Source organism: Bradyrhizobium diazoefficiens (genome assembly GCF_016616885.1).
In the GTDB taxonomy this organism is placed as follows: Bacteria; Pseudomonadota; Alphaproteobacteria; order Rhizobiales; family Xanthobacteraceae; genus Bradyrhizobium; species Bradyrhizobium diazoefficiens_F.
In genome coordinates, this window is the sequence record NZ_CP067102.1 from 6,129,524 (window position 1) to 6,149,538 (window position 20,015).

The 20,015-nt window shown below is 63.1% G+C and carries 18 protein-coding genes and 2 pseudogenes; 9 read left to right on the plus strand and 11 right to left on the minus strand.

What is annotated here, in order from left to right; all coding sequences use genetic code 11:
• Positions 1-42 precede the first annotated feature (42 nt).
• The gene (locus JJC00_RS28525) at positions 43-1,806 is read right to left on the minus strand and encodes an ABC transporter ATP-binding protein (protein ID WP_200469171.1); all 1,764 of its coding nucleotides are present in this window, start codon (positions 1,804-1,806) and stop codon (positions 43-45) included.
• Between the two features lie 275 nt (positions 1,807-2,081).
• On the opposite strand from JJC00_RS28525, the gene JJC00_RS28530 reads away from it, so the two are divergent.
• Positions 2,082-3,152, plus strand: a complete 1,071-nt coding sequence (locus JJC00_RS28530) for a glycosyltransferase family 4 protein (protein WP_200469172.1) — start codon at positions 2,082-2,084, stop codon at positions 3,150-3,152.
• Positions 3,153-3,335: 183 nt separating this feature from the next.
• Here JJC00_RS28530 and JJC00_RS28535 read toward each other — a convergent pair whose 3' ends face one another.
• The 5 genes and pseudogenes from JJC00_RS28535 to JJC00_RS28550 form a co-directional block, all read right to left on the minus strand.
• Positions 3,336-5,267, minus strand: a complete 1,932-nt coding sequence (locus JJC00_RS28535; protein WP_200469173.1) for an alkyl/aryl-sulfatase — start codon at positions 5,265-5,267, stop codon at positions 3,336-3,338.
• 104 nt (positions 5,268-5,371) lie between these two features.
• Positions 5,372-6,655 carry a TRAP transporter large permease gene (locus JJC00_RS38800; protein WP_349643552.1) on the minus strand — a complete coding sequence of 428 codons (1,284 nt, stop codon included), beginning with the start codon at positions 6,653-6,655 and terminating at the stop codon, positions 5,372-5,374.
• Positions 6,656-6,946: 291 nt separating this feature from the next.
• Positions 6,947-7,264: pseudogene (locus JJC00_RS38805) on the minus strand (TRAP transporter small permease); the annotation flags it as partial.
• Positions 7,265-7,500: 236 nt separating this feature from the next.
• Entirely contained in the window at positions 7,501-8,502 is a 1,002-nt protein-coding gene (locus JJC00_RS28545; RefSeq protein ID WP_200469175.1) for a DctP family TRAP transporter solute-binding subunit, read from the minus strand.
• 199 nt (positions 8,503-8,701) lie between these two features.
• Complete coding sequence (locus JJC00_RS28550) at positions 8,702-9,472, minus strand: methyltransferase domain-containing protein (RefSeq protein ID WP_200469176.1); 771 nt, start codon at positions 9,470-9,472, stop codon at positions 8,702-8,704.
• Positions 9,473-9,627: 155 nt separating this feature from the next.
• On the opposite strand from JJC00_RS28550, the gene JJC00_RS28555 reads away from it, so the two are divergent.
• Positions 9,628-10,371 (plus strand): SDR family NAD(P)-dependent oxidoreductase, encoded by a 744-nt coding sequence (locus JJC00_RS28555; RefSeq protein ID WP_027528940.1) that lies wholly within the window; start codon positions 9,628-9,630, stop codon positions 10,369-10,371.
• 840 nt (positions 10,372-11,211) lie between these two features.
• Here the strand turns inward: JJC00_RS28555 and JJC00_RS38350 are convergent.
• Positions 11,212-11,556, minus strand: a pseudogene (locus tag JJC00_RS38350) (winged helix-turn-helix domain-containing protein); the annotation flags it as partial.
• Positions 11,557-11,716: 160 nt separating this feature from the next.
• On the opposite strand from JJC00_RS38350, the gene JJC00_RS28565 reads away from it, so the two are divergent.
• Positions 11,717-11,956, plus strand: coding sequence for a DUF1127 domain-containing protein (locus JJC00_RS28565; protein WP_200469178.1), 240 nt, complete (start codon positions 11,717-11,719; stop codon positions 11,954-11,956).
• Positions 11,957-11,970: 14 nt separating this feature from the next.
• Here the strand turns inward: JJC00_RS28565 and JJC00_RS28570 are convergent, their stop codons facing one another.
• Positions 11,971-12,210, minus strand: a complete 240-nt coding sequence (locus JJC00_RS28570) for a hypothetical protein (protein WP_246773952.1) — start codon at positions 12,208-12,210, stop codon at positions 11,971-11,973.
• Complete coding sequence (locus JJC00_RS28575; protein WP_200469179.1) at positions 12,207-12,707, minus strand: lipocalin-like domain-containing protein; 501 nt, start codon at positions 12,705-12,707, stop codon at positions 12,207-12,209. The genes JJC00_RS28570 and JJC00_RS28575 overlap by 4 nt, the downstream gene beginning before the upstream one ends.
• A 171-nt stretch (positions 12,708-12,878) precedes the next feature.
• Between JJC00_RS28575 and arr the strand changes: the two genes are divergently transcribed.
• Positions 12,879-13,286 (plus strand): NAD(+)--rifampin ADP-ribosyltransferase, encoded by a 408-nt coding sequence (gene arr / locus JJC00_RS28580; protein ID WP_200469180.1) that lies wholly within the window; start codon positions 12,879-12,881, stop codon positions 13,284-13,286.
• A 46-nt stretch (positions 13,287-13,332) separates the two neighbouring features.
• Here arr and JJC00_RS28585 read toward each other — a convergent pair whose 3' ends face one another.
• Positions 13,333-14,262 (minus strand): helix-turn-helix domain-containing protein, encoded by a 930-nt coding sequence (locus JJC00_RS28585; RefSeq protein WP_200474264.1) that lies wholly within the window; start codon positions 14,260-14,262, stop codon positions 13,333-13,335.
• Between the two features lie 235 nt (positions 14,263-14,497).
• Complete coding sequence (locus JJC00_RS28590; protein WP_200469181.1) at positions 14,498-14,731, minus strand: hypothetical protein; 234 nt, start codon at positions 14,729-14,731, stop codon at positions 14,498-14,500.
• A 33-nt stretch (positions 14,732-14,764) separates the two neighbouring features.
• On the opposite strand from JJC00_RS28590, the gene JJC00_RS28595 reads away from it, so the two are divergent.
• The 5 genes from JJC00_RS28595 (at position 14,765) to JJC00_RS28615 (ending at position 19,924) form a co-directional block, all read left to right on the plus strand.
• Complete coding sequence (locus JJC00_RS28595) at positions 14,765-15,715, plus strand: helix-turn-helix domain-containing protein (RefSeq protein WP_200469182.1); 951 nt, start codon at positions 14,765-14,767, stop codon at positions 15,713-15,715.
• A 99-nt stretch (positions 15,716-15,814) separates the two neighbouring features.
• Positions 15,815-16,804, plus strand: a complete 990-nt coding sequence (locus JJC00_RS28600) for an alpha/beta fold hydrolase (RefSeq protein WP_200469183.1) — start codon at positions 15,815-15,817, stop codon at positions 16,802-16,804.
• Positions 16,805-16,847: 43 nt separating this feature from the next.
• Positions 16,848-18,053, plus strand: a complete 1,206-nt coding sequence (locus JJC00_RS28605; RefSeq protein ID WP_200469184.1) for an NAD(P)/FAD-dependent oxidoreductase — start codon at positions 16,848-16,850, stop codon at positions 18,051-18,053.
• A 37-nt stretch (positions 18,054-18,090) separates the two neighbouring features.
• Positions 18,091-19,008, plus strand: coding sequence for an MBL fold metallo-hydrolase (locus JJC00_RS28610; RefSeq protein WP_200469185.1), 918 nt, complete (start codon positions 18,091-18,093; stop codon positions 19,006-19,008).
• Positions 19,009-19,177: 169 nt separating this feature from the next.
• Positions 19,178-19,924 carry an SDR family NAD(P)-dependent oxidoreductase gene (locus JJC00_RS28615; protein ID WP_200469186.1) on the plus strand — a complete coding sequence of 249 codons (747 nt, stop codon included), beginning with the start codon at positions 19,178-19,180 and terminating at the stop codon, positions 19,922-19,924.
• Positions 19,925-20,015 lie beyond the last annotated feature (91 nt).

A 20,015-nucleotide genomic window follows, 5' to 3' on the forward strand; every position in this document is an offset into this window, starting at 1 on the left:
CTTGTTTTTCGAACGCGACCAACGCAAACGCAACTGCTGGGTTTACGCGGCGAACTTCGCGAGCCGGCTCATTTCCTGCGTCACCAGCTCCCGGTAGGGTCCGTGGCCCTGCATCAGGCGGTCGGGCGCGCCGTCCTCGATGATCTTGCCATGCTTGAGCACGATCACCCGGTCGAAATTGCGCAGCGTCGCAAGGCGATGCGCGATCGCGATCACCGTGCGGCCGCGCATCAGCCGCGACAGCGCCTCGCGGATCGCCTCCTCGGATTCGCTGTCGAGCGCGGCAGTCGCCTCGTCGAGCAGCAAGATCGGCGCGTCTTTGAGGAAGGCGCGCGCGATCGCGATGCGCTGGCGCTGACCGCCGGACATCTTCACACCGCGGTCGCCGACCATGGTGTCGAGACCTTCCGGCAGGCTGTCGATGAAATCGCAGCGCGCCGCGATCGCCGCGCGCAGCACCTCGTCGTCGGTCGCATTCGGCCGGCCGTAGCGGATGTTCTCACGAATGGAGCGGTGGAACAACGAAATGTCCTGCGGCACCACGGAGATCGCCTCGCGCAAGCTCTGCTGCGTGACCATGGAGATGTCCTGACCGTCGACGGTCACGCTGCCCTCGTCGACATCGTAGAAGCGCTGCAGCAGCGTGAACAGGGTCGACTTGCCGCCGCCGGACTGGCCGACCAGGCCGACGCGCTGGCCGGGCTGGAGCCGCAGGCTGAATCGCTCAAAGATCTTCTCAGCCCCGGGATAGCCGAAGGTGACGTTGTTGTACGCGATCGCGGCGCCAGTCTTGACCAGCGGTTCCGCCTCCGGGTGATCGCGCAGCTCGTGCGGCACCAGCAGCGTCGCAATCGCCTCGGTCAGGCGCGCGACGTGCTGGGTGACATCGACCAGGGCCACGGCGAGATCGCGCGTCGCACTGAGAATGGAGATGCCGAGGGTACAGACCAGCACGACGTCGCCGGTGGTCGCCTCGCCCTGCTGCCAGAGCGTGACGGCCCAGGCCATCAGCGCAACGGTCAAAACCACGGTCACGCCGGCATGTAGCAGCCGCAGCTTCTCCAGATAACGCAGGCTGCGGCTTCGCGCGGTGAGTTCCCGGTTGACGGTGGCATCGAACCGCTCGTGCTCATGGCCGATGCCGCAGAACGCCCTAACCAGCGGCATATTGCTGATGACGTCGATCATCTCGCCGTCGACGACGGCGGCCTTGTCGGCGAAATCGTCATGCAGCGGCTTGCCGGCCGCGGCCAGATGGAACATGGCGATCACCATGCCGCCCGCGATCACGGTCAGGCCGAGCGCCATATACGGGCTCACGGTTCCAATCAGCGCGATCGCCGCAATTGTGGCGATGCACGGCGGCAACACGTTCCAGACGAACATGTTCTCGACGGTGAACACCGCATTGGATGTGGCCGTAATGCGACTGGTCAGCATGCCCGGCATGCGGTCCGAGAAATAGCTCGGCGCATGCCCGGTCAGATGACGAAATATGTCACGGCGTAAATCGCCCGTGACACGCACGAAGGTGAAGCTCGCCGTCCAGCTCGCGATCCGCCACAGAAAGTTGTCGGCGGCGATCAGCGACATGAGCAGAATGAATGCCAGCCATACGCTACCACCATGCGAGGTTCCCGCCGACAGACTATCGACAAGAAATTTGACGCCGTATTGCGTGCCTACCGAGCAGGCAACGGCTGCAATCACGGCGCCCAGGATCACCAGATGCGACGCCAATCGACGCCGCAAATAGCGCACGACAAAAGCAAATGGCCTGCGCGCGTATCCAGAAAGATGATCCATATGACACTCGACCCCGTCGTAATGATTCCAATTGTTCTTACTGGCCGATTGAACATCGACCGCTTCGCCTCGGTTCCGGGCACCCCCATCACGACATGCGGATGCGGACGATCTGAGAAGAGGTGATGGCAGCATCGCGACCGCGCCGCAGTGTGTCGAAGATGTAACGTTCGTTGAGAGGAACTTCGCAACTGCGGGAACGTTCCCTTCGCTGGCATTGCCGGTGCCGACACGCTGGGGGTTCAACGTTTCATGATCGCAGAGGAGAAGGTGAGATGCGCATCGCGCAGGTAGCTCCGTTGACGGAGGCTGTTCCACCCAAGCTGTATGGCGGCACCGAGCGGGTGGTGCATTGGTTGACGGAAGAGTTGGTTGCCCTGGGTCACGACGTCACGCTGTTCGCCAGTGGCGACTCGCAGACGTCGGCAAAACTGGACGCATTATGGCCGCGGGCGCTTCGCCTCGACGGTTCCGTGCGCGATCCCAACGCGCTGCACATGGTGCTCCTGGAGCGCGTGCGGCAAAAATGTGACGACGAGGAGTTCGACTTCCTCCACTTCCACCTCGACTATTATCCGTGGTCGCTGTTCTACCGGCAGCCGACGCCGTTCCTGACCACGCTGCATGGCCGGCTCGATCTGCCGGAGCACCAGCCGGTGTTCAACACGTTCTCCAAGATGCCCGTCATCTCGATCTCGAACGCACAGCGGCGGCCGGTGCCGCAGGCGAACTGGGTGACGACGATCCATCACGGCCTGCCTGAAAACTTGCTGACGCCGAAGCTGGCGAAGCAGGAATATCTCGCCGTGCTCGGGCGCATCGCGCCGGAGAAAGGCGTCGACCGCGCCATCAAGATCGCGATGCATTGCGGCATCCCGCTAAAAATCGCGGCCAAGGTCGATCGCGCCGACCAGGACTATTACGACGAGTTGATCAAGCCGATGATCGAGAACAATCCGCTGGTGGATTTCATCGGCGAGATCAGTGATCACGAGAAGTCGGATTTCCTCAGCGGTGCGCTCGGCCTGCTGCTGCCGATCGACTGGCCGGAGCCGTTCGGCCTGGTGATGATCGAAGCCATGGCCTGCGGCACGCCAATCGTCGCCTTCAACCGGGGCTCGGTGCCGGAGATCATCGACGAGGGCCTCACCGGCTTCGTGGTCGAGGACATCCTCAGCGCCGCCGGCGTCGTCAACCGCCTCGCGCAGCTCGACCGCACGGCGATCCGCAAGCAGTTCGAGAAGCGCTTCACGGCGCGGCGAATGGCGCTGGACTATCTCGCCGCCTATCGCAACCTGACCGAGGCCACCGCGCCGCGGATCAAGCTGGTCAGCAGCGCGGAGTAGAGGGCGCTTTGTCGCCTCAAGACACACTGTGGATGCCCCGGCTTGACCGGGGCATCCAGTACTCCGCGGCGGCAGTTCGTTCACGCAACATCCGCCGCGGAGGACTGGATCGCCCGGTCAAGCCGGGCGATGACAGTGAGTGTGTGGAAAGCGATGCCAGCAGGAACGAGGCGAGCGGCCGCCCTACACCACCACCGCCCGCTTCGGCTCTACGATCTCGAACATCCGCGGGAATTCGTCCATCAGGCCCATCAGCTCGGCAAGCCGCATCGGGTTACCCGACAGCTTGACCTTGCCGGCGGCGACCGCTTCCGGAAAGCTCGTCAGCTTCGCGATCACCTCATCCAGCGTGGCGCGCGCCAGCATGAAGCTGGCGTCGGCGTTGTCGGCCTGCACGCCTTCGGTATAGGTCAGCGCGCAGTTCTCCAAATTGAGCACGAATGTCTCGCCGGTGTCTGAAAAACTCCAGTTCAGCACGATGTGCTTTCCTTCCGCCTTCGGGCCGTTGAGGCGGATGCCGAGCACGTCCCAGAGCTGTGAGGTGCGCAGCGCCGCCAGCGTCTCGCGCGGCATCGGCGGGCGCGGCGGCGTCTTCGGCATGCCCTGGCGCAATTCCTGGGCGCCGAACAGATAGGCGTTGCGCCAGGTCGAACTCTCGGCGGCATAGCCGAGCTGCTCCAGCGTATCGGCCAGTAATGCGCGCGCCGCCTGATTGTCCGGCTCGGCGAAGACAAGATGGCCGAGCGCCTGCGCCACGAAGCGGAATTCGCCCTTGTCAAAATCAGCACGCGCCCGCGTCAGGATCGCGTCGGCGCCGCCCATGTACTCGACAAACTTCTTCCCCGATTCCACCGGCGGCAGCGGATCGAGATTGACCGGGTTGGCGTCGTACCAGCCGAGATATTTTTGGTAGATCGCTTTCACGTTATGGCGGATATGGCCGTAGTAGCCGCGGCCGGGCCAGGCGCCCTCCAGGCTCTTCGGCAGCTGGATCGTCTCGGCGATCTCGGCCGCGTTCAGACCGTGGTTCATCAGGCGGATGGTCTGGTCATGCGCGAATTTGTAGAGGTCGCGCTGCTCGCGGATCATGGTGTCGATGCGCTCGCGGCCCCACACCGGCCAGTGGTGCTGGCCGCACATCGCCTCGGCCTTGCCGCCCCACAGATGCAGCGCCTCGTTGAGGTACTTCGACCACGCCAGCGCATCGCGCACGTCGGCGCCGCGGAACGGCAGCAGATTGTGGAAATTATGCGTGCAGTTCTCGGCGAGGTTCAAGAGCTTGTAGCGGGGGAGGAAGAAGTGCATCTCCGCCGGCGCTTCGCTGTTCGGTGCCATCTGGAATTCGAACTCGACGCCGTCGATGACACGCTTGTCTCCGGTCGCCATGATCAGGTCGGTCGGCCGCAGCAGCGCGACCGCGCCCGCCGCCATGGTCTTGCCGAGGCCGCAATCGACCTGCCCTCGCGCCCCCTTGGCGAGGAACGGACCGAATTGATATTGCGCCCGACGCAGCATCGCCGGCCCCGCGATGATGTTCTCGGAGACGGCATGCTCCATGAACAGGTTCGGCGCGATGATGGGCACGCTGGCCCTGGCGAGCGCATCCTCCTCCAGCACACCGCGCGCGCCGCCCCAGTGATCGGTATGGGTGTGCGTGAAGATGACAGCCGCAACCGGCTTCACACCGCGGTGCTTGAAGTAGAGATCGAGCGCGGCGCGGGCGCCCTCGATCGAGGTCAGGGTGTCCACGACGATGACACCGCTGTCGCCCTCGATCAGCGTCATGTTGGCGATATCGAGCCCGCGCACCTGATAGACGCCGGGCACGACCTCGAACAGCCCGTGCTGCATGTTGAGGCGCGATTGCCGCCACAGGCTCGGATTGACCGTCGGTGGCGCCTGTTCGGCGGACAGAAAGCCATAGGGCTCGAGGCTCCAGACCGTCCGCCCCTGCGGATTCGTAATCTCCGCGTGCTCGATCGTGCCGAGGAAGCCGCGCGCCGCGTCGTCAAAATCCCGCGTGTCCGAAAACGGCAGCGCATTCAGCATTGCCGTTTGCTGCGCAATGACGGACGGCGTTGCGTCCTTCGGCTCGCTGCTCGAAATCTCGGTCATTGGGATGGCTCCTCCCCTCATTTGGTTGGAGCCATCTAATCCCATTAGTGTCCCGGTTCCAACAGCCAACGACCGGCAACGCCGGTCGCTGAACGCGGCACGACCTAGTGCATCCCCAGCACCCGCGGCAGCCACAGCGTCAAATCGGGCCAGTAGGTCACGATGACGAGGAAGCCGAGCATGGTGAGCAGCCACGGCATCACCGCTCCCGCGAGGTCGGTGATGCGCATGCGCGCGATCATCGATGCGACGTAGAGGTTCAGGCCGACAGGCGGATGGCAGAGGCCGACCTCCATGTTGACGTCCATGACGATGCCGAAATGGACGAGGTCGATGCCGAGCTTCTTGGCCGCCGGCGCCAGGATCGGCGCCATGATCAGGATGATCGAGTTCGGCTCCATGAAGTTGCCGGCGAGCAGCAGCAACACGTTGACGACCAGCAGGAAGCCGACCCAGCCGAGGTTTTGCGCTGCGATCCAGTCGGCCAGGGTGGCCGGCAGGTTCTCGTTGGAGAGCACGAAGGAGAACAGCACTGCGTTGGTGACGATGTAGAGCAGCATCGCGCTGGTGTTGGCGGCGCGCAGCAGCACCCGCGGCACGTCGGCCATCTTGATCGCCTTGTAGACGAACACGGCGATGATGAAGGAGTAGACCGCGGCCATCGCGGCCGCCTCGGTGGCGGTGAACAGCCCGCTATAGATGCCGCCGATGATGATGACGACCAGCATCAAGCCCCAGATGCTCTCGCGGAAGGCGTGGATGGTCTCGCCCCAAGTCGCCTTCGGCAGCCGCGGATAGTCGCGCTTGCGCGCGAGCCACCAGGTGACGATGCAGAGCATCGTCGTCAGCAGGATGCCGGGCAAGAGACCCGCGACGAACAGCGCGCCGATCGAGGTGTTGGTGGAGACCGCATAGACGATCTTCGGGATCGACGGCAGCATCAGGATGCCGAGCGAGCCGGCAACCGTAATGATGCCGGCGCCGAAGCGCATGGGATAGCCGTGACGGACCATCTCCGGCAGCACGATGGCGCCGATCGCGGCGACCGTCGCCACGCTCGAGCCGCACACCAGCGCGAACATGGCGCAGGCGACGATGCCGGCGAGCCCCAGTCCGCCGTGCCAGTGCCCGATCAGCGACGTCGCGAAATTGATCATGCGGCGCGCAACGCCGCCATGGGTGAGGAAATTGCCGGCGAGGATGAAGAACGGGATCGCCATGATCTCGAAGCCTTCGATGCCCGTGAAGAGCTTCATCGAGACCGCTTCGATCGGCACCGTCGTCAGCGTGAACAGGAAGGTCATCACGGTGAGGCCGAGCGCGATCGAGACCGGGATGCCGGTCAGCATCAGCGCGATCAGGAGCCCAAACACTGTCGCAGCCCGCATCCATTGCGGCAGCGCGAACACGCCGAACTTCTCGGCAAGGCACATCGCGAATATCAGGATCGGCGCCAGGATCAGGATCACGCCGAGCGGCGAGACTTTTCGGGCGGCGGCTTTCGTCGCGGCACCGGCAGGCTGCGGATGCAGTGCCGGCGAAATGTCGGCCTCCACGCCCTCGACCTGGGTCTCGTCATGATGCGGCAGCTCGCCGGTCCAGAAATAGAACCAGGAGACCTGGAGGAAGCGGAAGCACATCAGCCCGGAACCGAGCGGAATCGCCAGATAGACGAACCACATAGGCGCTTCCAGGTCGTTGGACTGCTGCCCGGTCTTGAACATCTCGGAAACAAACGAGGCGCCGAAGGTGGCAATCATGCCGGTGAACAGCGCGCCGCAGAGCAGCGAGAACAGGATCACGTGCTTGCGCGAATGCTCGGGCAAACGGTTGACGAGCAGATCGACGCCGACATGGATGCCGGTGCGCACGCCATAGGCCGCGCCGAACTTCGCCATCCAGATGAACATGTAGATGCAGAGTTCCTGCGCCCAGGACAGGTCGAGCTCGGACAGGAAGGTGAACACCGCCATCGACAGCGATGCCAGCCAGGTCATGCCGTGCGCGGCCGCCCATCGCGACAGGTTGATCGATTCGCCTGCACCGTAACGGTGCACGACGGCGATGAAGATCAGCCCGGTTGCAGCCGCAATGAGCGTCGCGATCAACCATTCTTCGAGATGATTGAGCCCCTGGTTCAGCACGCGAAGCAAATCAAAGCCCCCCTATCGATGCGAAACGGTCGGGAGTGCGCACACTCCCGACCGTTGGTATTATTCTCCCGGAAAACGCGTCAGTTCATCTTGACGTCGAGTTCCTTGCCGATGAGATCGAGCACTTCCTGCCCGACCCGGCCCTTGGCCCATTTGTAAGTCGGCTGCATCGCTTCCTGCCACGCCTTGCGGTCGGCGTCGGTCAGATAATGCAGCGTGGTCTTGCCCGTCTTCTTGATCTCGGCCAGCGCGTCCTCGTTCTCCTGGTGCGCGATCTGGTTGGTGTACTCGCTCGCGTCCGCCATGGCCTTGTCGAGCTGGGTGCGGATGTCAGGCGGCAGGCCGGACCAGAATTTCGAGTTGACGATGACGGCATATTGCAGATGCGCGTGATAGGACACGGTGATGTCCTTCTGCACCTCGTAGAACTTCTGCGTCAGATAGTTGGACGCGGTGTTCTCGCAGCCGTCGACCACGCCGGTCTGCAGCGCCTGGTAGACTTCGGAGAACGCCATGATCTGCGGGATCGAGCCCATGAGACGGAAATACTGGTCGGCGATCTTCGAGCCGGAGATACGGAATTTCAGGCCCTTGAAATCCTCCGGCTTCGTTAGCGGGCGGTTCGACGACACCATGTGAAAGCCGTTGTCCCAATAAGCGAGACCGGTGATGCCCTTGGTCTCCAGCTTCTGGAACAGCCATTTGCCGACCGTGCCTTTCATCGCGTTGGAATAGGTCTGCTCGTCCTTGAACAGCCAGGGCAGGTCGAGCGCCTCGAACTCCTTGATGCCGAGCGGTGCGAATTTCGCGGTCGAGGGCGCGAGCATCTGCACCGAGCCGAGCTGCAGCGCCTCGATCTCCTCCTTGTCCTTGTAGAGCGAGGAGTTCGGATAGACTTCGATCTTGACCTTGCCGTCGGTGTACTTCTCGGCAAGCTCCTTGAACTTCAGCGCGCCCTTGCCCTTCGGGGTATCGTTGGCGACGACGTGGCTGAACTTGATGATGATCGGGCTTTGGGCCTCGGCCACAGCAGGAGCCAAAGCGAACGCGGCCGCTGCGACCGCAAAGAGCAGTTTGCGCATGAAAGTCCTCCCCAACAACCTCGGAAACCGGCTTCTTTTTTGTTTTACGGTTTCAGTAGTGGCAGCAATCCGTACCCCGAACAACTAGACCTAAGCCCAATTTGCCGCAGCGAAGCTATCTTGATGGCGGTCGCATGCGCAACCCGGCGCCCGCTCCTGTCCCGGGAAGCGAGCGCTTATGTCGCATCGCCGAAGGGCATTAACCCTTGCGTTGGGCGACCATGAACAGCCGCCGAAACGGAAAGAGCGTCTGGCCCGCGGTGTTCTTGGGATAGGCCTTTGCGACTCGCTCGCCATAAGCCGCCTCGAACGCGATCTTCTCGGCGCCCTCGAGCACGTCGAGATAGCGCGTCAGCCAGGTGCCCTTGGTCCATTCCTTCACGGGATTCTCGCCCTCGAGGACCTGGAGATATTCGGTCTCCCAGATGTCGATATTCTGCGACAAGGGCGCGAGGAGATCGTGATAGAAGGCCGGCCCCTCGACCGGCGGCGGCGTGACGAGGTGCTCGACCTTGGACCGCCACGGCCCGTTCAGGGCGGTCTCGCCGATCAGGACATGCGACGGCGCCAGGAAGTTGCGCGGCATCTGCACGGCAAGCATGCCGCCGGGCGCGACCTTCTCCATCACCGACGGAAAGAGTGCCGCGTGATTGGGCAGCCAGTGCAGTGCGGCATTGGAATAGACGACGTCGTATTGCTTGGCGGGGCGCCAATGGCCGAGGTCCTCATGTGACCATTCCACGTCCGGCGCGGCTTTGCGCCCCGCGGCAACCATCTCGGCCGAGCCCTCGACGCCGGTGACCGCGGCGGTCGGCCAGCGCTCCCTGATGAGCTTCGTGACATTGCCCGCGCCGGCGCCAAGGTCCGCGACCGTGCGCGGGCCAACATCGGGAATCCGCATCAACAGGTCGACCGCGGGCCGGAGCCGGTGACCGGAGAACTTCAGATATTGCTGCGGATCCCAGACCATAATCTGCGCCTTTTCTTTTTCGTATTTCCTTCGCTGCCGCCCTTGGTTACCACTGCTCGTCCCGGTCGGGCAAATCGCCGCACCCGCGACAGGGCAGGAAACGAACGGCAAACGAACACCAAAACGCAAAAAAGCGAACAAGAGAGCGTGTGATCATGGACCTCGGGCTGAAATCGAAAACCGCCGTCGTCACCGGCGCAAGCATCGGCATCGGCCGCGCAATTGCCAAGGGCCTCGCGGCCGAAGGCGTGCGCGTGGTGGGCGTGGCGCGGCGCACCGACCTGCTCGCCGAGTTGGTGAAGGAAGTCGGCGGCGGCCTGATCACGCCGTTCGAGCAGGACGTGATGGCCAAGGACGCAGCGGAGAAGATTTCAGCCTTCGCCGTGAGCGAGCTCGGCCATGTCGACATCCTCATCAACAATGCCGGCGGCAGCCGCCCCTTGCCGGTCGATGCGCCCGACAGCAAATGGGACGAAGCGATCGCGCTGAATTTCACCAGCTACCGCCGCATCGCGCATGCGCTGCTGCCGCAGATGATCGAACGCAAATGGGGCCGCATCGTCAACATCACCGGCAAGTCCGAGCCGGAAGGTCTCAACGCGGCTTTCGCCGCGAAAGCTGCTGTGCACGCCTGGGCCAAGGGCTTGTCGCGCGAGATCGGCGAGCACGGCATCACCATCAACTGCATCCCGCCCGGCCGCATCATGAGCGAGCAGATCCGCCGCAACTACGCGCCCGATTATCGCGAGCGCTTTGCCGAAGAAGAGATTCCGGTCGGCTACTGGGGCGAGCCGGAGGATCTCGCGGCGCTCGCGGTGTTCCTGGCGTCGCCGGTGGCGCGGTACATCACGGGCACGGTCATCCCGGTGGATGGGGGTTTGCGAAGGTATCAATTTTGAGGCGCGGGCGCAAAATCAGGATGTGCGTTGGGGTGCAGGGCCATTGCCCTCGCCCGCCGTCCCCTTCTGTCTCGCCGGCTCGTAAGCCGAGATCAGGCCAATATAGGCCTGAACGTCCGCACCCGTCGTGTTGAGCGAGCGGCTACACTGTTCAATGGCCTCTTCGTATTGACGGAGGCGGAGGTGCGCAACGCAGAGAAGCCGCGCTGCGATGTTGTTTCGCAAGACGGCCAGGTTTGCATGATCGCCGTAAAACCGATCTGACCATACATCGCGGACGGTATCGAGATCGGTCAGCGAGACATTGATCCGCACCTGGTCGCCGTTGCGACTCACTACGCCGTGTACGGCCCAGCGGATGCCGAGATCCGCCTTGAGCTGCGCCAGGTCGATCGGCTTGTCCTTGTAGGCAAAGGCCGCCTCGCGCCCGACAACGAAAATGGCGGGGGTTCGCGCGAGATCACTCGTCAACTCCGTTGTGATGGCGTCGGCAAATTCGTCTTGTTCGGAATCGTTGCTGTGGTTGACGAAGGGCAACACGACCAGTGAGAGACGAGGTGCGATCTCACGCCGGACTGCCGATTGACTCTCAACCTTTTGAGTTTCATGAACGGCGTCGGTGCGAACGATCTTCCAGACATTCCAATAGCCGATAAGGCCGCCGGCAATCGCGCCGACGGCGGCAACCGACGTCAGCGCTCCGCCGACGAGCTTCAGGCGCCCCCTGAAGTGACCGAGCCAGCTATCGGATCGCTGTTTGCCAGCATCCTCTTCGGACAGAGCCGGGATCAAAACTGCTGCCGCCCCGGTCGCGCAGCCAAGCCTCGACGGTTCTGCGAGAGCGATCGAGTCCACCGCCGTTTCCGGGCGCCGATCCTCATCATGCACCGCGCCCACGAAACGAAAGCCTTTTCGTGGGAATGTTTTGATAAGACGCTGCTGTTCGCCGGAGTCACCGATCGCGCGTCGGACGGCGTTCAGCCGGGTCGTCAGCGCGGCGTCGGACACGATGCGACCATTCCAAATCACCCGTACGAGATCGTCCTTACTGACAACGCGGTCCCTGCTCCGGATCAGATATTCGAGCAGATCGAGAACCTGTGGCGTGGTCGGCACAATATCGGGCCCGCGCCGCAACTCGCGCCGGTCGGTGTCCAACGCAAAATCCTCGAAGAAATAGCGCATGGCACCATTCCCTGGGCTTGCTCTCTGTCCCCGGAGAGCGCGGCATCATTCGTCCAGCAACAATAAGCCGCCGATAAGGAAAATGTAAGCCGGATATCAAGCGCACCCAGCGATACCGGGGCAGCGTGGCATAGGTGGATCAATCGGCGGAGTTACCGCGATGAACACAGCCTATGACACAACCGGGTCTCCACGGACCTTCGCGCAGATCGGAACTGTCGGATTTTTTGAGAGATTTTGGAGCGCGCTTCGAGAACGGCGCGAGCGTCGGAGGGTCCACAGGGCCCTGTCCGGCCTCAGTGATTGGGAGTTGCTGGATATCGGCACCACACGCGGCGAGATCGACTATGTCGCCTCCCACCGGGATAACGACCCCCGGGGGATCCAATCCGCCGGATAGGTCAAGAATCCCTCCTAAACCGGCGATGCTCGACGTCTTCTATCAGGCATCGCCGTCGTCAGTCTATTTTTCTCGCTCTTACGAGACTGGTTCTTGGCAATCGTCACCCAGCGGCCGTTCTTGATCTGGCCGATGGTTGCGGCGGATACGCCGAGATGGTTGTCCTTGGAGAAGGACACCGGCGCGCCGCCAAAAATGTCTTCGAACGAGGTTCGGTTCAAAAAGTTACTTGGCCCGCTTGAATGCAAGCTCAAGAGTTATGCCTGCGGGTGTGCGCGGATTGGTGAACGTTAACGAGCACGCCATCCTCGTCGTCGGTGATCGATGTGACGATCCGGCGCTGATTGGGTGCGCCGACCAGATTCGGGAAAGAACTCGTTTCGATGTTGACGTGAATTGTTCTTGTGCTCTCGTCCACTGTATAAGTGCCGGTGTAAGCAACCACGCCTGATGCGACGGCCATGGCCTCCTCCGGCGAGGGACGGGCAGAGTCACCTGAGGCGTACTTAGGAGCATCGGTCCTCACCGTGATGAAGTGGAAGCGGCCTTCGGCGGTGTAGGTGACTGCACCCTGCAGGCTCGGCCGCTGAACGGCGCTGCCGTCCTCTCGTGTGCCTGTGCTGGATACGTAAATCCAGGTGCCGATCAATTGATTCCTGAGCGAGTTTCCTTGCGCTAAGCCGATTCCCGGGAAAACAAAGCTCAAGACAAATGCAATCGCACAAAAGCCAAACGAAAAACGTCCACTCATAAGAAGGCCTCGCTTTTCATCAAGTCTGCCCACGAACGCTAAGCGGGTTCCGGATTGTCCGCAACGGGTCCTGGCCGATATCAGCCCAGCCCGAAACACCGGCACGAGGTATTTCTGCTCTGAAATTGTGTATTCAATCACCTCTTCGGGTGAGGTCTCCAGGATTGTCTCATGTCATCTGCTGCAACCGCGTTCGTGCAATCGTTTTTCCACGGCACCCGCGCCGATCTGAATCCTGGCGACCTCATTGTCGTCGGCCAACAATCCAACTTCACCGACGTCATGCCGCTGTCCTGGGTCTATTTCGCGACCACGCTCGATGCAGCGATCTGGGGCGCGGAGCTGGCCGCAGGCACCACACCAGGGCGAATCTACGTCGTCGAGCCGACCATGGCCGATCCGAATGTGACGGACAAAAAATTTCCCGGCAATCCGACGCTGTCCTATCGCTCCCGCGATCCGTTGCGGGTGCTTGCTGAAGTGACACAGTGGCAAGGCCACGCGCCTGAACGGCTGCAGCAGATGAAAGACGGTATCGCCCGCCTGAAGGCGGAAGGTGCCAACAACATCATCGACTAGATTTTCGGGCGAAGCGGATATCGGTTCGCGCAGAAAGCAATGCAGATCACCTCTCGCCGCTCGCTGTCCCCAGCGCATCGCGCCGCCATGCACCCGGGCTGATGCCGGCTATCTCGGAAAAGACCCGTGTGAAGTGGCTCTGGTTGGCAAAGCCGACCGAAATCGCAACCTCGAATAGCGACAGGCCGCGCACGCTCATCAAACGCTTGGCGGTTCTCACCCGATGATGCAGAAGCCAGCGATAAGGCGGCAGGCCGGTCGAAGCGCGAAACGCACGCGAGAAATGGCTGACCGACAGTCCGAGTTCGGCCGCGATGGCCTGCAATGGCAGCTTGCCGCCGATATCCGCTTCGAGCTTGTCGCAAGCGCGCGCCAGCTGCCATGGCGGAAGCGCACCCGGGCTGGTCTCGGCCTTGTGCCGAAAGCCTCCATAGGCCTGAGCCACGTGGGCAGTCAGCGCCAGCATCATGTAATCGATGAATAGCTGGTTGGCCTCGGCCGGCCGGCGCAGCCCCTCTTGCAACGTAGCGCCGATATGGCGGACGATGGCATCATCATGCCCGACAGGGCTGCAATCGACCACGTCGATGCGCCGCGTCCCCGATTGATCGGCGAGGCCATCGAGCGCCGAGTGTGGCACGTAGAAATGGATGGAGTGGAACGGCTTGTCGATCACGTAACGCGGGTCGGTCTTGAGATCGTACAGATAGGTCGTCCCGGCGTAGACATCCGCCTTCTTGATGTGACGGCCCTCCCCCCAGATCTCGCACTCCGGATAGTCGCGCAGCTTCAGGCTGACGAGATAGGCATCTTCCGCTGCAAACGAGCCGGACAGACCCGGCACAGGATTGTCGTTGCGCGTTTCGGTGACCGCGAGCTCGGTGCTGCGCAGCGAACGGGTCACCAGCGTGGGCGGCGCTTCCTCGAGGCGGAGGAATTCTCCAAGCCGTTCACCGTAAGCGCCTGTCCTGGTCATCATTTGTCTCTTCTGTGAAGGTTCGAGAGCAGACCACAGCAACCTGCCATTTCGAGCACGACCTATCGGCTATTCGCCCATTGCTGTCCACGACCGCCGACGTCGCACCCGACCGGGCCTGCCCGCGCGCCCACGGGGGCGACCCACGTCAAATTCGGCAGTCATTTCAGAACGATCCGGTTCATGCCTGGGCGACGAGACTGTCGTCGAACCGAAACGCGGACATCACGACTTTTCACAAACGCACGCAAGCTGCACGGGTGAGGCGTCCGCGGAGCAGGATCAGGCAATTCAGGGCGGCATCGGGAAAGACGCGGATTTTCGCGCCGCCTAAAACCCGCAAATCAACGGTGCCGGAGCTGCAACGGATCGCCTTCATCCGCGGTCGATCCGTCGAGCAAGCGATCACCAGACCAGCCGTCCGGCCCCGCCATGCGGCGGCTGACGCCATGATCACGACGTCGCGCACCCAGCGACGCTGCCCCCACACGAGCGAAAGTCCATGAGCAAGGTCGTCTTACGCGAGTCTCCGAATGAAATGCCCGCCGCGTCTCAACTGCGGCGCGATGCCGCGCCGGCGGGCGACCGGCCCGCTGCCGATGTGGAGATGGCCCGCGTGCTCGGAACGGTGCCTTTTCGCATGGCATTGGACTCCTCCGGCGCCGGGATTGCCCACTGGAAGCACGAGCCGTTGCACGACGTGGTCGAGCCCATGAGCCACCACGTCATCATGGCATACAACGGCTCGATCCAGCGCATGGAGCGCCGGTCCGGACGATCTGTCGCGATCGGGACGTTTCGCCCCGGCGTCGTGATCATCATTCCGGAAGGATCGAGCTCGCGGTGGGACATTCCGAAGCCTGTCGACGTCGTTCAGCTCTATCTTCCTCAGACTACGCTCAAGCGTGTTGCAGACGAGGCCGAAGCCGGCTCACCGGCCGATCTTCTGGAGCGAACCGCGCATCCCGATCCCGTGACATCCCGATTGCTCCTGAGTGCGGCGGATGTGCTGGAAGGAAACGAGGCGCTGGACACGCTGTTCAGGCAGCAACTCATGGACTTGCTGGCGACGCGCCTTCTCGCTGCGCACAGCGGCTCGCCGAGCATGATCGTGCCAACCAGGGGTGGGCTGGCGCCGAAGACGCTGCTCCGCGCGATCGAACGGCTGCGCTCGGACAGTGATGCCGACGTCTCGCTCGCAGCTCTCGCTGCCGAGGCCGGTCTGTCGCGTTTTCACTTCTGCCGCGCATTCAAGGACAGTACCGGGCTTTCCCCTCATGCCTGGCTGCGCCAGCACCGACTCGAGCAGGCCATGAACATGCTGCGCGATAGCGACGTGTCCGTCGTCTCGATCGCGGCCACGCTCGGCTATTCCTCGCAGACGGCCTTTGCCGCCGCGTTTCGAAAGTTGACCGGGGAATCGCCAAGCGATTGGCGGCGACGCGCGCGTTAGCAGCAATCGCGCTGCAATCGCGTCAATCGCGCTGGGGCATCAGCACATGCGGTTCGCTAGGTATGGTCGCGCCACACATCACTGAAATGGAAATTGCAAATGGCCTTGATCAGCTCCGTCAGCCGGCTCGCAACCACCTCGCGACGAAATATTCTCGCAACAACGCTCATGTACGCGGCTTCCATGACCATCCGCTCCACCTCGGCAGCGGGCAGCGACACGAAAACCGCGGCTTTCTCGACCGGGAAGAATGACGTTGCGACCTCCGTCACCACCAGCGACGGCGTGAAGATCTTCTACAAGGATTGGGGACCGAAGTCCGCGCAGCCGATCGTCTTCCATCACGGCTGGCCGCTCAGCGCCGACGACTGGGATGCCCAGATGCTCTTCTTCCTCGGCAAGGGCTTTCGCGTGATCGCACATGATCGCCGCGGCCATGGCCGCTCGAGCCAGGTCAGCGACGGGCACGACATGGATCATTATGCGGCCGACGTTGCAGCCCTCGTCGAGCATCTCGACCTTCGCAACGCCATTCACATCGGCCACTCGACGGGTGGCGGGGAGGCCACGCGTTACGTCGCGCGCCATGGCCGGGATCGCGTCGCCAAGCTGGTGCTCATCGGCGCCGTGCCGCCCCTGATGCTGAAGACCGAGTCCAATCCCGGCGGATTGCCGATCGAGGTGTTCGACGGCTTGCGCCGGCAGCTTGCCGCCAGCAGGTCGCAGTTCTACCTCGAATTCGCGAGCGGACCTTTCTACGGTTACAATCGTCCGGGCGCTGAGCCTTCGCAGGCCGCGATCTGGAACTGGTGGCGTCAAGGCATGATGGGCAGCGCCAAGGCCCATTACGAGGGCATCAAGGCCTTCTCCGAGACCGACTTCACCGAGGATCTGAAAGCCATCACCGTGCCGACGCTGGTCCTGCACGGCAGCGACGACCAGATCGTCCCCGTTGCCGACTCGGCACTGCTGTCGGCCCGGCTTCTGAACCACAGCACGCTGAAGATCTACGATCTGCTGCCGCACGGCGTCTGCACGACACATCCCGACATCGTCAACGCCGACTTGCTCGAATTCGTGACGGCGTAACCCGCGCTTTCATCGCAATCACCTCAACCAAGGAACAATCGACATGCGCATCGTCATCATTGGCGCCGGCTTCGCCGGCATGTATGCCGCCCTTTCCGCAGCCCGCCTGCGCGACATCCAGGGTGTTTCGCCCGATAAGCTCGAGATCGCGCTGGTTGCGCCCGAGCCGACGCTGGTGGTTCGCCCGCGGCTCTACGAACCGAAGCCCGAAACCCTGACGGCACCGTTACAGGACGTGCTGAAGGCGATCGACGTCGTCTACGTCCAGGGCCATGCCGAGGCGATCGATACCAAGTCAGGGGTCGTCGAGATCGCTGCCACGCAAGGCGCCAGGAAGAAGCTGTCCTACGACCGCCTGGTCGTCGCCACTGGCAGCCGCTTGTTCCGCCCGAACGTTCCCGGCCTTGCCGAGCATGGCTTCAGCGTCGACCAGCTCGACGACGCCATCGCGCTCGATCGCCACCTGAATAAACTGTCGAGCCGCCCGCCCTCGAAGGCACGCAATACCGTTGTGGTGGCCGGCGGCGGATTCACCGGGATCGAAGCAGCAACCGAGGTGCCGTCGCGCCTGCGCGAGATTCTCGGCAAGGACGCCCAGGTGCGCGTGGTCATTGTCGACCGCAACGAGGCGATCGCCCCCGACATGGGCGCAGGTCCCCGCCCCGTCATCCAGGATGCGCTGCGCAAGCTCGGCGTCGAGACCAGGCTCGGTGTCGGCGTCGCCTCGCTCGACAAATCCGGCGTCACGCTCTCCAGCGGCGAACACATCGAATGCGAAACAGTGATCTGGGCCGCGGGCATGCGCGCTGCTCCGCTGACGGCGCAGATCCCCGCCGACCGCGACCAATTCGGCCGGCTGCTCGTCGACCGTGATCTTCGCGTGCCATCGGTCAATGCTGTCTTTGCGACCGGCGATGCCGCACGGGCCGCGTGCGACGATGTCGGCAATTACGCGCTGATGTCATGTCAGCATGCGACCCGGATGGGCGCCTTCGCCGGCAACAACGCCGCCGCCGAACTGCTGGGCGTTCCGACCAGGCCTTATCACCAGAAAGCCTACGTTACCTGCCTCGACCTCGGCGAAGCCGGCGCGCTGTTCACACGCGGCTGGGAACGCACAGTCGAGATGGTCGGCGACGTCGCCAAGAAGACCAAGCAGGAAATCAACACGGTCTGGATCTATCCGCCCAAAGCCGAGCGCGCCGCAGCGCTCGCCTCGGCCGATCCGGAGCGCGTCACCGCCCTCTAAACATTTCACCATCCGCAACCTTCAACAGGAGACCAACATGAACCTGCACAACGCCCCCTCCCCCGTTACATCGAAACCCGAAGAGCTCGTCCCGTCGCGCTACGCATTGCGTATCGGCGAGATCGACGTGCTGGTGGTCAGCGACGGCGTGCTGCCGCTCCCGACCACCATGCTGGCGCACAATGCCGCCCCGGCCGATCGCGCAGCCTGGCTGAACGGCATGTTCCTGCCGCCGGACGCCTTCGACTGGGCGCTGAATGCGGTAATGGTGCGAAGCGGCGACAAGACCATCCTCATCGACGCCGGACTGGGGTCCGATCCGGACCTGCACCTGCCGCGAGCCGGTCAGTTGATCAAGCGACTGGAGGCCGCCGGGATCGATCTCGCGTCCGTGACCGATTTGGTGCTGACCCATATGCACATGGACCATGTCGGCGGGCTGCTCGTCGACGGCGTGAAGGAGCGGCTGCGCAAGGACCTGCGGATCCACGTGGCGGCCGCAGAGGTCAAGTTCTGGGAGGCGCCCGATTTCTCGCGCGTCTCCATGCCGCCCGGATTCCCGGATGCGCTTCGGGCGGCCGCCAAGCAGTTTGTGAAGGAGTACGGCGCTCAGTTGCGGCAGTTCGATGAGGAGCACGAGGTTGCACCCGGCGTCGTCGTTCGTCGCACCGGCGGTCACACCCCCGGACACAGCGTGGTTCGCGTGGCGTCCGGCGGCGACGCGCTGACATTCGCCGGCGACGCCGTGTTTGCTGTCGGGTTCGACCAGCCCGAGTGGCACAACGGCTTCGAGCACGATCCCGAGGAGGCGGCGCGCGTTCGTATCCGTCTCTTGCGAGAGCTCGCGAATACCGGCGAGCTGCTGGTGGCCACGCATATGCCGTTCCCATCGGTCGGCCATGTCGCGGTCGCCGGCGATGCCTTCCGTTGGGTGCCGGTCTTCTGGGACTACTGACCGCTCTTGAGCGAACCAGGGCGCGCGCTCGCGGAATGCGTGAGTGCGCGCTCCAGTTCAAAACTTTTGCAACTGCCGCGGCGCCGAAAACCGAAACGGACCGCGGCGACCTGCAAACTCGTCATCAATCCAACCAGAAGGTGCGGCCGGCCGCACAAGAGGCTAGAACATGCAAGATCAAAAGGTCGTTGTCGTGACAGGCGGCAGTTCAGGTATCGGGCGGGCAGCGGCATTGCGCTTCGCGAATCAGGGCTACCAGGTGCTCGTCACCGGCCGCCGGGCGAGCCTGATCCAGGAGACAATGCTGCAACACCCGAATATCACCGGGATGACGGCGGACGCGGCTTCCGCCGACGATGCCCAGCGGACGATTGCGAAGGCATTCGACACATGGGGCCGCCTCGATGCGCTGGTCAACAATGCCGGCGCCGGCGCGATTCTGCCGCTGGCCGATGTGACCGCCGATCGCATCACGGATATCTCCGCCGTCAACGTGCTCGGTCCAAGTCTGCTCGCCTCGGCCGCGCTTCCTCATCTCAAGGCCACCCGCGGCACGATCGTCAACGTCTCCAGCACCTTTGGGCACAAGGCGGCGGCCGGACTGTCTCACTACGCAGCCAGCAAGGCGGCCGTGGAGCATCTGACGCGGTGCTGGGCGCTGGAGCTGGCGCCGTTTGGCGTCAGAGTGAACGCCATCGCTCCAGGTCCAACCGAGACGGGCGCGCTGACCGGCATGATGGGATTGTCTGCCCAACAGGCCGCTGCGGTCGAAGAACAGGAGCGCGCCAGCATACCGCTCGGCCGCCGCGGAGTACCCGACGATGTCGCCGAATGGATCGTCCAACTCGCCGGGCCCGCTTCGGCATGGATGACCGGCCAGGTGATTGCTATCGATGGCGGCCTGGGGTTGGCCTGATTGGACGGGGCCGATAGCGACGTCGACCTGATCAGCCCGCCGATGTTCGCGCTGTCGGCCGCTCCTCTGGTTCTCACGCAGATTGTTCTTA

Excerpts from the sequence above, each read along its gene's own strand:
- JJC00_RS28525 (WP_200469171.1), bottom strand. The coding sequence starts at position 1,806 with ATGGATCATCTTTCTGGATACGCGCGCAGGCCATTTGCTTTTGTCGTG.
- JJC00_RS28530 (WP_200469172.1), top strand. The coding sequence starts at position 2,082 with ATGCGCATCGCGCAGGTAGCTCCGTTGACGGAGGCTGTTCCACCCAAG.
- JJC00_RS28535 (WP_200469173.1), bottom strand. The coding sequence starts at position 5,267 with ATGACCGAGATTTCGAGCAGCGAGCCGAAGGACGCAACGCCGTCCGTC.
- JJC00_RS38800 (WP_349643552.1), bottom strand. The coding sequence starts at position 6,655 with ATGCGGGCTGCGACAGTGTTTGGGCTCCTGATCGCGCTGATGCTGACC.
- JJC00_RS28545 (WP_200469175.1), bottom strand. The coding sequence starts at position 8,502 with ATGCGCAAACTGCTCTTTGCGGTCGCAGCGGCCGCGTTCGCTTTGGCT.
- JJC00_RS28550 (WP_200469176.1), bottom strand. The coding sequence starts at position 9,472 with ATGGTCTGGGATCCGCAGCAATATCTGAAGTTCTCCGGTCACCGGCTC.
- JJC00_RS28555 (WP_027528940.1), top strand. The coding sequence starts at position 9,628 with ATGGACCTCGGGCTGAAATCGAAAACCGCCGTCGTCACCGGCGCAAGC.
- JJC00_RS28565 (WP_200469178.1), top strand. The coding sequence starts at position 11,717 with ATGAACACAGCCTATGACACAACCGGGTCTCCACGGACCTTCGCGCAG.
- JJC00_RS28575 (WP_200469179.1), bottom strand. The coding sequence starts at position 12,707 with ATGAGTGGACGTTTTTCGTTTGGCTTTTGTGCGATTGCATTTGTCTTG.
- arr (WP_200469180.1), top strand. The coding sequence starts at position 12,879 with ATGTCATCTGCTGCAACCGCGTTCGTGCAATCGTTTTTCCACGGCACC.
- JJC00_RS28585 (WP_200474264.1), bottom strand. The coding sequence starts at position 14,262 with ATGACCAGGACAGGCGCTTACGGTGAACGGCTTGGAGAATTCCTCCGC.
- JJC00_RS28595 (WP_200469182.1), top strand. The coding sequence starts at position 14,765 with ATGAGCAAGGTCGTCTTACGCGAGTCTCCGAATGAAATGCCCGCCGCG.
- JJC00_RS28600 (WP_200469183.1), top strand. The coding sequence starts at position 15,815 with ATGGCCTTGATCAGCTCCGTCAGCCGGCTCGCAACCACCTCGCGACGA.
- JJC00_RS28605 (WP_200469184.1), top strand. The coding sequence starts at position 16,848 with ATGCGCATCGTCATCATTGGCGCCGGCTTCGCCGGCATGTATGCCGCC.
- JJC00_RS28610 (WP_200469185.1), top strand. The coding sequence starts at position 18,091 with ATGAACCTGCACAACGCCCCCTCCCCCGTTACATCGAAACCCGAAGAG.
- JJC00_RS28615 (WP_200469186.1), top strand. The coding sequence starts at position 19,178 with ATGCAAGATCAAAAGGTCGTTGTCGTGACAGGCGGCAGTTCAGGTATC.